We start from the raw sequence: 12,772 nt of genomic DNA on the forward strand, positions 1-12,772 counted from the left end.
GAAAAATATAGAGCGTATTTATACTACGAAGCGCCGCCGAGCAAAGCGCTAATAACGCCATTCTGTGCGGAAAAACGTAACCTGGCGTAAAAAATCCTTTTTTTGCTTTCGGATAGCGGCTTTCGCCTGCGGGCGCGTATGATATTCGTTTTGGCTAAACATGGGTGGCAAGAGACGATGGCGGCGAAACGGGTAGTGATGGTAGTGGATATGCAAAACGGCGTTTTCGCGACGCCGCGTATTGAGCGCGAGCGCTGCGCGGCGCAAATTAACCGCCTGATAAACGCCGCGGATACCGTTATCTTCATTCAGCACTGCGAAGAGGGCGGTCTGGAAGAGGGGAGCGAAGGTTTTGCTTTGCTGCCTGAACTGCACCAGCCGGCAGGCGCGTTGTTCGTGACCAAGACCGCCTGCGACGCCTTTTACCGCACCCGCCTGGAAGAGGTGCTGCGCGAACATCACATCACGCAGTTTGTGATTTGCGGCTGCGCCACCGACTACTGCGTAGATACCACCATCAAAAACGGCGCCAGCCGGGGCTATGCGATTACCGTCGCTGAAGATGCCCATACCACAGCCAACCGCCCGGCGGCGCAGGCCGTCACGCTGATCGCCCACTACAACGAGGTGTGGCGTACGCTGACCGTTCCGGGCAATCCTTTACAGGTGAAATCGACAGAAACAATTCTGAACGGATGGTCGGCGAACTAAGCTGCTGATATCCGGTCTCATCATCCGCCCACTTTGCTTCGCTGCGACGGCTTTGCGGCGGGCGTCTTTGTGGTACACAGCACAGCAAAACGAAAAAGAAGTTAGCAGGAGAGCATGATGTTTAAATCCTTTTTCCCCAAACCGGGGCCGTTTTTTATTTCTGCCTTTATGTGGTCGCTGCTGGCGGTGATCTTTTGGCAGGCGGGCGGCGGCGACTGGCTGCTGCGGGTCACCGGCGCATCTCAGGATGTGGCGATTAGCGCGGCGCGCTTTTGGTCGCTCAATTACCTGGTGTTCTACGCGTTCTACGTATTCTGCGTGGGCGTTTTCGCCCTCTTTTGGTTTATTTACAGCCCCCACCGCTGGCAGTACTGGTCGATCCTCGGCACCTCGCTGATTATTTTCGTCACCTGGTTTCTGGTCGAGGTCGGGGTGGCGATCAACGCCTGGTACGCCCCGTTCTACGATCTTATTCAGGCCGCGCTGGCGACGCCGCATAAGGTCAGCATTAACCAGTTTTATCAGGAGATTGGCATCTTTCTCGGCATCGCGCTTATCGCGGTGGTCATCGGGGTGATGAACAACTTCTTCGTCAGCCACTACGTTTTCCGCTGGCGTACCGCCATGAACGAACACTATATGGCGCACTGGCAGCATCTGCGCCATATCGAAGGCGCGGCGCAGCGTGTGCAGGAAGATACCATGCGCTTTGCTTCCACCCTGGAGAGCATGGGCGTCAGCTTCCTTAATGCGGTGATGACCCTTATCGCCTTCCTGCCGGTGCTGGTGACGCTCTCCGCGCACGTCCCGGATTTACCGATTGTCGGCCACCTGCCCTACGGCCTGGTGATTGCCGCCATTGTCTGGTCGTTAATGGGTACCGGCCTGCTGGCGGTGGTGGGGATCAAGCTGCCCGGCCTGGAGTTCAAAAACCAGCGCGTTGAGGCAGCCTATCGTAAAGAGCTGGTGTACGGCGAAGATGACGCCAACCGCGCGACGCCGCCGACGGTGCGTGAGCTGTTTGGCGCCGTGCGCCGCAACTATTTCCGCCTCTATTTCCACTACATGTATTTCAATATCGCCCGTATTCTGTATCTGCAGGTGGATAACGTTTTCGGTTTGTTCCTGCTGTTTCCGTCGATTGTTGCCGGTACGATTACGCTGGGCCTGATGACCCAGATCACCAACGTCTTTGGCCAGGTCCGCGGTTCATTCCAGTATCTGATTAGCTCATGGACTACACTGGTTGAGCTGATGTCTATCTACAAACGTCTGCGCAGCTTCGAGCGTGAGCTGGATGGCAAAGAGCTGCAGACCGTGACGCAAACATTAAGTTGATCAACGCAAGGATGAACCATGCCGGTAGCGCAATCCCGAATCACTTCTCTCACCCTGACGCTACTGGCAGGGATTGTCCTCACCGCCTGCTCCAGCAAGCCGGAGCCGGAGCTGAAAAAGGGCGAAAAGGCGATTGATGTTGCCACGGTGGTGCGGCAGAAAATGCCCGCCAGCGTGAAAGATCGCGAGGCCTGGGCGCAGGCCATCGCCAAAACCTTTGCCAGCCAGAAGCTGGCGCCGACGGAAGAGAACGTCTGTTCAGTGCTGGCGGTGGCGCAGCAGGAGTCCAACTATCAGGCCGACCCGGCGGTGCCGGGGCTGAATAAAATCGCCTGGCAGGAGATTGACCGCCGGGCGGAGAAAATGCATATCCCGGTTTTTCTGGTGCATACCGCGCTGAAAATCAAATCGCCCAACGGCAAAAGCTATAGCGAACGCCTCGATAGCGTGAAAACCGAAAAGCAGCTGAGCGCGATTTTCGATGATTTTATCGGCATGGTGCCGATGGGGCAGAAGCTGTTCGGCTCGCTGAACCCGGTGCATACCGGCGGCCCGATGCAGGTCAGCATCGCCTTCGCCGAGCAGCATACCGACGGCTACCCGTGGAAAATCGACGGTACCGTACGCCAGGAGGTGTTCAGCCTGCGCGGCGGTCTGTGGTTCGGCACCTATCATCTGTTGAACTATCCGGCGAACTACAGCGTACCGCTGTACCGTTTTGCCGATTTCAACGCCGGATGGTACGCCAGCCGCAACGCCGCCTTCCAGAACGCCGTCGCAAAAGCGACGGGCGTGAAGCTGGCGCTGGATGGCGATTTGATTCGCTACGATAGCGACGAGGCCGGAACCACCGAACTGGCGGTGCGCCGGTTATCCTCACAGCTGGCAATGAGCGATGATGATATCCATCGTCAGTTAAAGAAGGGCGATACCCTGGCGTTTGAAGAGAGCGATCTCTATAAGCAGGTGTTTCGCATTGCCGATAAGAAAGCCGGCAAAACGCTCCCGCGGGAGGTGCTGCCGGGCATTCAGCTTGAGAGCCCGAAAATCACCCGTAACCTGACGACCGCCTGGTTTGCCAAACGCGTTGACGACCGGCGGGCCAGCTGTATGGCGCGCCGTTAGCGGCGGCTGCGCCAGCGGAATATCAGCCCAGGAATACCAATGAGCACGCAGCCCGCCAGGAAGGGAATCAGGCCGAACAGGGTACCGACCACCAGGCTAATCTCGACCCGCGGGCGGCTGCTGTCCTGCATTTGAATCAGATGCTCAAAAACGCCGGGCGCGTGGATCAGCATACTCAGCATTTGCGCACCGGCCCAGAAGCAAAACAGCACAAACAGAGCGTAAGCGATGTTGCTGCCGGTGAGAGAGCCCCTCTTTTTGCCGCCGTTGACGGTCTTTGCAAAGGTGAACTCTGCCATCTTGACCTCCGTACTTCACTTTCTTGCCGTTTTTTCCACGGCGACGTAGAGGGTAATTCTGGCAACGAAGGGGGGATTTCAGTATCAGATTGCTGGTAATTTCCGCCCAGGAATATTCCTGATTTCATCGGGTTGTGAGTTTGCTACAAATTTGTGAAATTTAGACCAATATCGCAATGTGCGACAATTCTCAACGCCGCTACAGACCCGCGGTGGCGGCTATGCGAAGATGCTTTTTTTGTTGTCGGAGTGGTTATGAAACTCACGGAAAAAATCCGCCGCGATTGGCACTACTACGCGGTAGCGCTGGGGTTAATTTTTATTATGAATGGCGTGGTCGGGCTGCTCGGGTATGAAACCGAAGGCTGGCGTTCTTACGCGGTTGGGCTGGTGACGTGGGTCATTAGCTTCTGGATTGCCGGGTTTATTATTCGCCGCCGCCCGGCAGAGGAAGCGTGAACCGGAGGTGGTGAACCCGTAGCCCGGCTAAGCGCAGCGCGAGCCGGGAAGATGCCGGGCTGATACATCAACCCCGGCACTCCCCGGGTCGCGGCCTAAACGCTTACCCGGGCTTAATTCATCGATGTTTTCAGCGCCCGATCGGCGGCGTGACGCTCAAGCGCCAGCTCAATCAGGCGGCTAATCAGGCTGGTATAGTCCAGACCGCTGGCCTGCCATAGCTTCGGATACATGCTGATGTTGGTGAAGCCCGGCAGCGTATTGATTTCGTTAATCACCACGTCGTTATCGGCGGTCAGGAACACATCGACGCGCGCCATCCCGCTGCAGCCGAGGGTCTGATAGGCGCGAACGGCGATATCGCGAATTTTATCGTTTACATCGCTGTCGATGGCCGCCGGAACCACCACCTTCGCGCCCTGATCGTCAATGTACTTGGTGTCATAGGCGTAGAATTCGCTGTTGAGGACGATTTCACCGCAGGTGCTGGCCTGGGGATTATCGTTGCCCAATACCGCGCACTCGATCTCACGCCCTTTAATCCCCTGTTCAACCACCACTTTATGGTCAAATTCGAAGGCCAGGGCGACGGCCTGCTGATACTGCTCTTCGCTGTTGACCTTGCTGACGCCCACCGAGGAGCCCTGGTTCGCCGGTTTGACGAACAGCGGCAGGCCCAGCTTCGCCTGCACTTCGGCAAAGCTCACCTGATGACGGTTGGCGCGGGTCAGGGTAATAAAAGGCGCAATCGACAGCCCGGCATCGCGCAGCAGACGCTTGGTCACGTCTTTGTCCATGCAGGCGGCGGAGCCGAGGACGTCGGAGCCGACGAAGGGCAGGTTAGCCATCCGCAGCATACCCTGCAGAGAACCATCTTCCCCAAGGGTGCCGTGAACAATCGGGAAAATGACGTCGATGGCCGCCAGCGGCTGGCCGCTATCGGCGTTAATCAGCTGCTGCGCTTCGCGTCCGGGAATTTGCGCCAGGGTAATATCGGATGGGCGCAGGGCAATATGGGCGGGGTCCTGCGGATTGAGCAGATAGTTGCTGGCGTCGTTGATATGCCACTGCCCCTGCTTATCAATCCCCAGCAAAACGACGTCGAAGCGCGTTTTGTCGATGGCTTCCACGATATTTTTCGCTGACTGTAGCGATACTTCATGTTCTGCCGACTTACCGCCGAAAACGATCCCAACCCTCATCTTAGCCATTTCAACTTCCATCATGATTACATCAAAGGGCATAACATAGCATGTGAAACGGCCGCCTGGCTGCCATAATATTCACCGGGTAAAGCATTGGGAGGCAGCGCGTGAAAGGAAAAGGGCTTATCGTTCTGTTGGCGCTGCTGGCGGCCGGATATTACGGCTATCGTTATCTTCCCGCGCACTATAACCCGCTGGCGCCGCTGCGTCTGGAGGATCCGCCGGGGTTCATCACCCACTATAAGCTGCGGCGATTGACGCCCGGACAGTGCGCCAACCTGCTGAAGGAAGCGAATCAGCGAAATCTCATCACCAGCCGGGCGGTGGCCGATAGCGGGGGAGAGTGCCCCCTGCAAAACGTGGTTCGGGTACGCGATTTTGGCGCGGTAAAGCTCAGCAGCAGCTTCCTCGCCAGCTGCCCGCTGGCGTTAAGCAGCGCGCTGTATCTGCAACAGCAGGCGAAACCGCTGACTCGGCGGATGCTGGGGCAAGAGCTCCGCCAGGTCGACCATTTTGGCAGCTATGCCTGCCGTAATATTTACCATCGTCAGAACGCGCGGCGCAGTGAGCACGCTACCGCGGAGGCGCTGGATATCAGCGGCTTTCATTTGGCCGATGGCCGACGCATCAGCGTGCTGAAAGGGTGGCCCGATGCGCAGTATCACCCCTGGCTACAGGCGTTACTGGCCGGCGGTTGCAGCTATTACGGCAACGCTTTAGGGCCGGACTATAACGCGGCCCATGCGAACCATTTTCACCTCGGTATGCGCGGCCAGGGGTTCTGTTTCTGAGCATAACTCGCTGTATACCACGCTTTTCACCACGAAATTATTCGCAACAGGGCAATCTGGTGTCATAAAACACTAAACTCGCCGTCAGCGCATCTCTGGTAGTACGTCGGACAGGGGAAATTGCTAAGCTAGTTAATAATTGCCAAAAAATTAATGAATACGCGTAGTTATGGAATCCTGGAAGGTTAATCTTATCTCCGTCTGGTTTGGCTGTTTTTTTACCGGCCTGGCCATCAGCCAAATTCTTCCCTTTTTGCCGCTGTACGTTTCCCAACTGGGCGTGACCTCGCATGAAGCGTTATCCATGTGGTCGGGCCTGACGTTTAGCGTCACTTTTCTGGTGTCGGCGATTGTCTCGCCGATGTGGGGGAGCCTCGCCGACCGCAAAGGGCGCAAGCTGATGCTGCTGCGCGCCTCGCTGGGGATGGCCATCGCCATTTTACTTCAGGCGTTCGCCACCAACGTCTGGCAGCTGTTTATCCTGCGCGCGGTGATGGGACTGACTTCCGGCTATATTCCCAACGCCATGGCGCTGGTGGCGTCTCAGGTTCCGCGCGAGCGTAGCGGCTGGGCGCTGAGCACGCTGTCGACGGCGCAGATCAGCGGCGTGATTGGCGGGCCGCTGCTCGGCGGTTTCCTGGCCGACCACGTCGGTTTGCGCGCCGTATTTATCATCACCGCGATTTTGCTGACCGTAAGCTTCCTGGTGACGCTGTTTCTGATTAAAGAGGGCGCCCGGCCGCAGGTCACCAGGGCGGAGCGGCTGAGCGGCAAGGCGGTATTTGCCTCGCTGCCCTATCCGGGACTGGTGATCAGCCTGTTTTTCACCACTCTGGTGATCCAACTGTGCAACGGCTCAATCGGCCCGATTCTGGCGCTGTTTATCAAGTCGATGGCGCCGGATAGCAATAACATCGCCTTTCTCGCCGGCATGATCGCCGCCGTGCCGGGCGTGTCGGCGCTGATTTCGGCTCCCCGTCTGGGGAAACTGGGCGACAGGATCGGCACCTCGCGGATCCTGCTGGCGACGCTGTGCTGCGCGGTGGTGATGTTCTTTGCCATGTCGTTCGTTACCACCCCATTCCAGCTTGGTGTGCTGCGTTTCCTGCTCGGTTTTGCCGATGGGGCGATGCTGCCGGCGGTGCAAACCCTTCTGCTCAAATACTGTAGCGACAGCGTCACCGGGCGTATTTTCGGCTATAACCAGTCGTTTATGTATCTTGGCAACGTGGCCGGGCCGCTGATCGGCGCGTCGGTCTCGGCCATGGCCGGCTTCCGCTGGGTGTTTATCGCCACGGCGGTTATTGTCCTGATCAATATCTGGCAGCTGGCCATCATGCTGCGCCGCAGCCGCCGTCCTGTGGCTTAATTCCGCTCTTTCTCCTCGGCCGCGATGGATGCGACAGCGTCAGTAGCGGCCTCGGTGTTCCCGAAGCTTTAAATGTATCACCGATCACAAAACGATCATTTTCCCCTCTCATCCTCTTCTATTCCTGACTGTTACGCGTATACAGTTACGCGTAACAGTTATTGAAAAAGAGGTTTTATGCGAAATTTATTTGATTTGTCAGGGAAGCGCGCACTGATCACCGGCTCCGCTCAGGGGATTGGCCATCTGCTGGCCGGCGGCCTGGCGGAGTACGGCGCGGAGATCATCATCAACGACCGCACCCAGGCGCGCGCGGACCAGGCGGCGCAGGCGCTGGTGGCGCAGGGTTTTCATGCGGTAGGGGTCGCCTTTGATGTCACCCGGGCGGCGCAGGTCGAGCAGGCGATAGCCCGCATCGAAGAGGAGATCGGCGCCATTGATATTTTAATTAATAACGCCGGGATCCAGCGGCGTTTCCCTTTTACCGAATTTCCGGAGGAGGAGTGGGATAACGTTATTGAGGTCAATCAGAAGGGCGTTTTCCTGGTTTCTCAGCAGGTGGCGAAATATATGATGGGCCGCCGCGCGGGGAAAATAATTAATATTTGCTCAATGCAGAGCGAGCTGGGGCGTAAAACCATTACGCCTTACGCGGCCTCGAAAGGGGCGGTTAAAATGCTGACCCGCGGCATGTGCGTTGAGCTGGCCGAATATAATATTCAGGTTAACGGTATCGCGCCGGGATATTTTGCCACCGACATGACGGCCGCCCTGGTCAACGATGAGGCGTTTTCCGCCTGGCTGTACCAGCGTACCCCGGCGGCGCGCTGGGGAAAACCGGAAGAACTGATTGGCGCCGCGGTATATCTGGCCTCGTCGGCGGCAAACTTTGTTAACGGTCATTTGCTGTTTGTGGACGGCGGAATGCTTGCCGCTGTCTGAATCACTTCGCGTCCTTCGGGCAGCAGCGTGCCCGCACTACCTGAAGGACAGAGTATTAAACCCGTGTGATGATATTGATATCTGAGGAGTGCTTATGCACATGCTCGCGAAATTACCCGCGCGTCGCTGGTGGTATTTAATGCCGATTATATTTATTACCTATAGTCTGGCCTACCTTGACCGTGCGAATTATGGTTTTGCCGCTGCGGCGGGAATTGAAAGCGATTTGGGTATTACCAAAGGAACGGCATCGCTTATTGGCGCGCTATTTTTTCTCGGCTATTTCTTTTTCCAGGTACCCGGCGCGATATATGCGGTAAAACGCAGCGTGCGAAAAATGATTTTCTTTAGCCTGATTTTATGGGGATTCTGCGCGGCGGCGACCGGGTTCGTCAGCAATATTCCGATGCTGATGGCGATTCGCTTTACCCTTGGCGTGGTTGAGGCGGCGGTGATGCCGGCGATGCTGATTTATATCAGCAACTGGTTTACGAAAACCGAGCGTTCGCGCGCCAACACGTTCCTGATCCTCGGAAACCCGGTAACGGTGCTGTGGATGTCCATCGTTTCCGGCTACCTGATTCAGGCGTGGGGCTGGCGCGAAATGTTTATCATCGAAGGCATTCCGGCGGTACTGTGGGCGGTATGCTGGTGGATACTGGTGCGCGATAAACCGTCCGAGGTTTCCTGGCTGAATGAGCAGGAAAAAGAGACCCTGCAGAAGGTGATGGACAGCGAGCAGAGTCATATCAAGCCGGTGCGCAACTACGGTGAAGCGCTGCGCTCGCGCAATGTGATCATGCTCTGCGCCGTGCACGCGCTGTGGAGCATCGGCGTGTACGGCTTCATGATGTGGATGCCGTCGATTCTGAAGAACGCCGCGCAGATGGATATCGTGGCGGTGGGCTGGCTGGCGGCGGTGCCGTACCTGGCGGCAATTATCCTGATGCTGACGGTCTCCTGGCTGTCGGATAAGTGCCAGAATCGTAAACTGTTTATTTGGCCGTTATTGCTGATTGCCGCTATCGCTTTCTTTGGCTCCTGGCTGGTGGGCAACCAGGCGTTCTGGCTCTCCTATGCGCTACTGGTCATTGCCGCGGCCTGCATGTATGCGCCGTATGGGCCGTTCTTCGCGCTTATTCCTGAACTGCTGCCGCGCAACGTTTCCGGCGTATCGATGGGCTTAATCAACAGCTTTGGCGCGCTCGGCGCTTTCCTTGGCGCGTGGCTGGTGGGGTACCTCAACGGGATTACCGGCGGGCCGGGGGTTTCCTATACCTTTATGGCTGTCGCGCTGCTGTCCTCCGTCGTGCTGATGTACAACGTGCGCGCTAACCCGCAACCCGTCCCCCCGGTGACGGCAAAAAAGGTTGCCGGCTAACATAAACCGCCGCTGCTGTGGTAAGGTTCTCTGCGAGCATAAAAGTCGCTTGTCGTAGAGAACCTGATGAAAAACAACCGGATGACATTGCAGGATATCGCCAACCTGGCGGGGCTGAATAAAATGACGGTCAGCCGTTATTTACGTGACCCCGGCCAGGTTTCTGAGCGCAGCCGTGAGCTGATTTCAAAGGTCATGGAAGAGAACAACTATATCCCTAACCGCGCCCCGGAAATCCTGCTTAACGCCCGGAGTAAAACGATTGGCGTGCTTATTCCCTCCTTCCGCAACCAGATTTTTGCCGATGTGCTGGCCGGCATTGAGTCGGTGACCTCCGCGCACCAGTATCAGACCCTGATTGCCAACTACGAATATGACCCGCAGCGCGAAGAGCGCGAAGTGCTCAATCTGCTCTCTTATAATATCGATGGGCTGATTTTGACCGGGAAGCAGCACAGCGATCGCATGGTGCAGTACGTGCGCGCCAGCGGTATCCCCGTCGCTGAACTGATGGACTACGGCGGCCAGCAGCTGGATATCCAGGTGGGGTTCGATAACGAAAAGGCGGCGTGGGATATGACTCATGCTTTTCTTGAGAGCGGCAAACGGGCGATCGCCTTTTTTGGTTCAATGGACGATCCCCGCGATTTAAGCCGCTTCCGCGGCACCGAGCTGGCGCTGGCGGAGCACGGCCTGAAGGCGTATCACATGGCGCCGCGGACCATCTCCTCGGTTGCGCTTGGCCGGCAGATGTTCCTGCAGATGCAGCAGACGCGCCCGGATATTGACGCCATTTTTTGTACCAACGACGATCTGGCGGTGGGGGTGCTGCTCGAGTGCCAGGCGCAGGGGAAAGCCGTTCCGCAGGAGATCGCCATCGCCGGTTTTCACGGGCTGGAAATTGGCCGTGCGCGGCTGCAAAAAATAGCCAGCGTCATTACCCCACGTTATGAAATCGGTAAAACGGCGAGCGAAATACTTATTGCGCGCCTGGCCGGTAAAGACGCGCCGGACAGCGTGAATCTGGCCTACCAGATATATTATGGCGATACGTTATAGTTATCGATAGAATAGCGATATTCCATTTTATTCTTATTTGTTAAAGTTGGTTATGATGCTTATTAATCCGCATTGAGTAAATTCCTGGCGGGTGGCATGCAAAGAGCAAAACGTTTCGCTTGTTATTCACCGGCGTGGCGAACTTTTTTAAAAAATAATAGTGGCAACCGACGGCTAATGTATGACATAAATAGCAGACTACGGACCTCGCATAAGGATAAAGTGCTGTGAAGAATCTCATTGCTGAGCTACTGGTAAAACTCGCCCAAAAGGAAGAAGAATCGAAGGAGCTGACGGCCCAGGTTGAGGCGCTGGAAGTGGTGGTGACCGCTCTGCTACGTCATATGGAGCAGGACGCCCAGCAGGCGCTCATCATCGATATTGAGCAGGCAATCGATGAGGCCAGCCCCGGCCCGCTGGTGGATGACCGCGATACCCAGCTCCTGCAGCAATATATAAAGAAGCTGTTACGGCATCCTCGTAGCTAGTTTTGTGACAGGGTATGGATGCTGTCATTTTACTGTCACATCGCTTTTATACAGTCTCCCTCGTTTTGTTTTTTAAAGTATTTTTTACATGGAGACGATAAAAGTGAAATTAAGCGCCCTGTTTATTGCCCTGCTGCCTCTGCTGGGCTCCCCGATTATTCACGCAGAAACAACAACCGCACCGGTTCTGGAAAATCGTGCCGCGCAGGGCGATATCACCACGCCGGGCGGCGCGCGTCGTTTAAGCGGTGACCAGACCGAGGCGCTGCGCGCTTCGTTAATCAATAAACCGGCTAAAAATATTATTTTGCTGATTGGCGACGGAATGGGCGATTCTGAAATCACCGCCGCGCGAAATTATGCAGAAGGGGCGGGCGGCTTCTTTAAAGGCATTGACGCGCTGCCGCTGACCGGCCAGTACACCCATTATTCTCTGGATAAGAAAACCGGCAAGCCGGATTATGTCACCGACTCCGCCGCTTCCGCAACGGCCTGGACCACCGGCGTGAAAAGCTATAACGGCGCGCTGGGCGTGGATATCCATGAAAAAGATCATCAGACCATCCTTGAGCTGGCGAAAGCGGCGGGCTTAGCTACCGGTAACGTCTCCACGGCGGAACTGCAGGACGCCACTCCCGCTGCGCTGGTGGCGCATGTGACGTCGCGTAAATGCTACGGCCCGAGCGTGACCAGCGAAAAATGCGCCAGCAACGCGCTGGAAAAGGGCGGTAAAGGTTCGATTACCGAACAGCTGCTGAACGCCCGTCCCGACGTAACACTGGGCGGCGGTGCGAAAACCTTCGCGGAAAGCGCGACGGCCGGTGAATGGCAGGGCAAAACGCTGCACGATCAGGCGGTAGCCCGCGGCTACCAGATCGTCACCGACGCCAGCTCGCTGGCCGCCATTAGCCAGGCCAATCAGGACAAACCGCTGCTCGGTCTCTTCGCGGAAGGCAATATGCCGGTGCGTTGGGAAGGCCCAAAGGCGTCTTATCACGGCAATATCGATAAGGCGGCGGTGACCTGTACGCCGAACCCGAAACGCGATGCATCGGTGCCGACGCTGGCGCAGATGACCGAAAAAGCCATCGATCTGCTGAGCAGCAATGAGAAGGGGTTCTTCCTGCAGGTGGAAGGCGCTTCTATCGATAAACAGGATCACGCGGCGAATCCGTGCGGTCAGATTGGCGAGACCGTCGATCTGGACGAAGCGGTACAGAAGGCGCTGGAATTTGCCAAAAAAGAGGGCAATACCCTGGTTATCGTCACCGCCGACCACGCTCACGCCAGCCAGATTATCCCGGCAGATACCAAAGCGCCGGGCCTGACGCAGGCGCTGAACACCAAAGATGGTTCGGTGATGGTGATGAGCTACGGCAACTCTGAAGAAGAGTCGATGGAACATACCGGCACCCAGCTGCGTATTGCCGCCTACGGCCCGCACGCGGCCAACGTGGTGGGTTTAACCGACCAGACGGACCTGTTCTACACCATGAAAGCCGCACTTAATCTGAAATAACCGGGCGCCGGTGATGAATTTTCGTTACCGGCTGGTTTTTTCTCCATCAGCGACCAGACTTACAGAGATCCACTCATAGAGGATGG

The 12,772-nt window shown here is 56.6% G+C and carries 13 protein-coding genes; 11 read left to right on the forward strand and 2 right to left on the reverse strand.

Annotated features, from left to right (window positions below):
• The first annotated feature begins 198 nt into the window (after window positions 1-198).
• From F8562_RS19630 to F8562_RS19640, 3 genes are all read left to right on the forward strand, one after another.
• Window positions 199-711, forward strand: coding sequence for a cysteine hydrolase family protein (locus F8562_RS19630; RefSeq protein WP_160741885.1), 513 nt, complete (start codon window positions 199-201; stop codon window positions 709-711).
• 117 nt (window positions 712-828) lie between these two features.
• The gene (sbmA, locus tag F8562_RS19635; protein ID WP_014228132.1) at window positions 829-2,049 is read left to right on the forward strand and encodes a peptide antibiotic transporter SbmA; all 1,221 of its coding nucleotides are present in this window, start codon (window positions 829-831) and stop codon (window positions 2,047-2,049) included.
• 18 nt (window positions 2,050-2,067) lie between these two features.
• On the forward strand, window positions 2,068-3,174 hold the full coding sequence (locus F8562_RS19640) for a DUF1615 domain-containing protein (protein ID WP_014837556.1): 1,107 nt from the start codon (window positions 2,068-2,070) through the stop codon (window positions 3,172-3,174).
• On the opposite strand, the gene F8562_RS19645 is transcribed toward F8562_RS19640, so the two are convergent.
• Window positions 3,171-3,473, reverse strand: a complete 303-nt coding sequence (locus F8562_RS19645; RefSeq protein WP_009653569.1) for a DUF2755 family protein — start codon at window positions 3,471-3,473, stop codon at window positions 3,171-3,173. The two genes, F8562_RS19640 and F8562_RS19645, sit on opposite strands and share 4 nt — an antisense overlap.
• Before the next feature lie 255 nt (window positions 3,474-3,728).
• Here F8562_RS19645 and F8562_RS19650 point away from each other — a divergent pair, with 255 nt between their 5' ends.
• Window positions 3,729-3,932: a DUF2754 family protein gene (locus F8562_RS19650; protein ID WP_004132489.1), complete on the forward strand. Its 204-nt coding sequence runs from the start codon at window positions 3,729-3,731 to the stop codon at window positions 3,930-3,932.
• A gap of 113 nt (window positions 3,933-4,045) precedes the next feature.
• On the opposite strand, the gene ddlA is transcribed toward F8562_RS19650, so the two are convergent.
• Window positions 4,046-5,143, reverse strand: a complete 1,098-nt coding sequence (ddlA, locus tag F8562_RS19655; protein ID WP_014228134.1) for a D-alanine--D-alanine ligase — start codon at window positions 5,141-5,143, stop codon at window positions 4,046-4,048.
• 101 nt (window positions 5,144-5,244) lie between these two features.
• Between ddlA and F8562_RS19660 the strand changes: the two genes are divergently transcribed.
• The 7 genes from F8562_RS19660 (at window position 5,245) to phoA (ending at window position 12,686) form a co-directional block, all read left to right on the forward strand.
• The gene (locus F8562_RS19660) at window positions 5,245-5,928 is read left to right on the forward strand and encodes an extensin family protein (protein WP_014837557.1); all 684 of its coding nucleotides are present in this window, start codon (window positions 5,245-5,247) and stop codon (window positions 5,926-5,928) included.
• Between the two features lie 169 nt (window positions 5,929-6,097).
• Complete coding sequence (locus tag F8562_RS19665) at window positions 6,098-7,297, forward strand: multidrug efflux MFS transporter (protein ID WP_014837558.1); 1,200 nt, start codon at window positions 6,098-6,100, stop codon at window positions 7,295-7,297.
• A 177-nt stretch (window positions 7,298-7,474) separates the two neighbouring features.
• Window positions 7,475-8,239 (forward strand): gluconate 5-dehydrogenase, encoded by a 765-nt coding sequence (idnO, locus tag F8562_RS19670; RefSeq protein WP_014228137.1) that lies wholly within the window; start codon window positions 7,475-7,477, stop codon window positions 8,237-8,239.
• A gap of 94 nt (window positions 8,240-8,333) precedes the next feature.
• Window positions 8,334-9,620 carry an MFS transporter gene (locus F8562_RS19675; RefSeq protein ID WP_042934006.1) on the forward strand — a complete coding sequence of 429 codons (1,287 nt, stop codon included), beginning with the start codon at window positions 8,334-8,336 and terminating at the stop codon, window positions 9,618-9,620.
• Window positions 9,621-9,686: 66 nt separating this feature from the next.
• The gene (idnR, locus tag F8562_RS19680; RefSeq protein WP_014837560.1) at window positions 9,687-10,679 is read left to right on the forward strand and encodes a DNA-binding transcriptional regulator IdnR; all 993 of its coding nucleotides are present in this window, start codon (window positions 9,687-9,689) and stop codon (window positions 10,677-10,679) included.
• Window positions 10,680-10,906: 227 nt separating this feature from the next.
• Complete coding sequence (gene iraP / locus F8562_RS19685; RefSeq protein ID WP_014228140.1) at window positions 10,907-11,167, forward strand: anti-adapter protein IraP; 261 nt, start codon at window positions 10,907-10,909, stop codon at window positions 11,165-11,167.
• A gap of 88 nt (window positions 11,168-11,255) precedes the next feature.
• Window positions 11,256-12,686 carry an alkaline phosphatase gene (phoA, locus tag F8562_RS19690; RefSeq protein ID WP_025107196.1) on the forward strand — a complete coding sequence of 477 codons (1,431 nt, stop codon included), beginning with the start codon at window positions 11,256-11,258 and terminating at the stop codon, window positions 12,684-12,686.
• Window positions 12,687-12,772: the final 86 nt, after the last annotated feature.

The sequence above is a fragment of the Klebsiella sp. RCJ4 genome (assembly GCF_009025755.1).
Classification (GTDB): Bacteria; Pseudomonadota; Gammaproteobacteria; order Enterobacterales; family Enterobacteriaceae; genus Klebsiella; species Klebsiella michiganensis.

Bases quoted from the DNA above. Each gene is read 5' to 3' on its own strand.
- F8562_RS19650 (WP_004132489.1), top strand. From the start codon at position 3,729: ATGAAACTCACGGAAAAAATCCGCCGCGATTGGCACTACTACGCGGTA.
- sbmA (WP_014228132.1), top strand. From the start codon at position 829: ATGTTTAAATCCTTTTTCCCCAAACCGGGGCCGTTTTTTATTTCTGCC.
- phoA (WP_025107196.1), top strand. From the start codon at position 11,256: ATGGAGACGATAAAAGTGAAATTAAGCGCCCTGTTTATTGCCCTGCTG.
- F8562_RS19640 (WP_014837556.1), top strand. From the start codon at position 2,068: ATGCCGGTAGCGCAATCCCGAATCACTTCTCTCACCCTGACGCTACTG.
- ddlA (WP_014228134.1), bottom strand. From the start codon at position 5,143: ATGGCTAAGATGAGGGTTGGGATCGTTTTCGGCGGTAAGTCGGCAGAA.
- F8562_RS19675 (WP_042934006.1), top strand. From the start codon at position 8,334: ATGCACATGCTCGCGAAATTACCCGCGCGTCGCTGGTGGTATTTAATG.
- idnO (WP_014228137.1), top strand. From the start codon at position 7,475: ATGCGAAATTTATTTGATTTGTCAGGGAAGCGCGCACTGATCACCGGC.
- F8562_RS19645 (WP_009653569.1), bottom strand. From the start codon at position 3,473: ATGGCAGAGTTCACCTTTGCAAAGACCGTCAACGGCGGCAAAAAGAGG.
- F8562_RS19665 (WP_014837558.1), top strand. From the start codon at position 6,098: ATGGAATCCTGGAAGGTTAATCTTATCTCCGTCTGGTTTGGCTGTTTT.
- F8562_RS19630 (WP_160741885.1), top strand. From the start codon at position 199: ATGGTAGTGGATATGCAAAACGGCGTTTTCGCGACGCCGCGTATTGAG.
- idnR (WP_014837560.1), top strand. From the start codon at position 9,687: ATGAAAAACAACCGGATGACATTGCAGGATATCGCCAACCTGGCGGGG.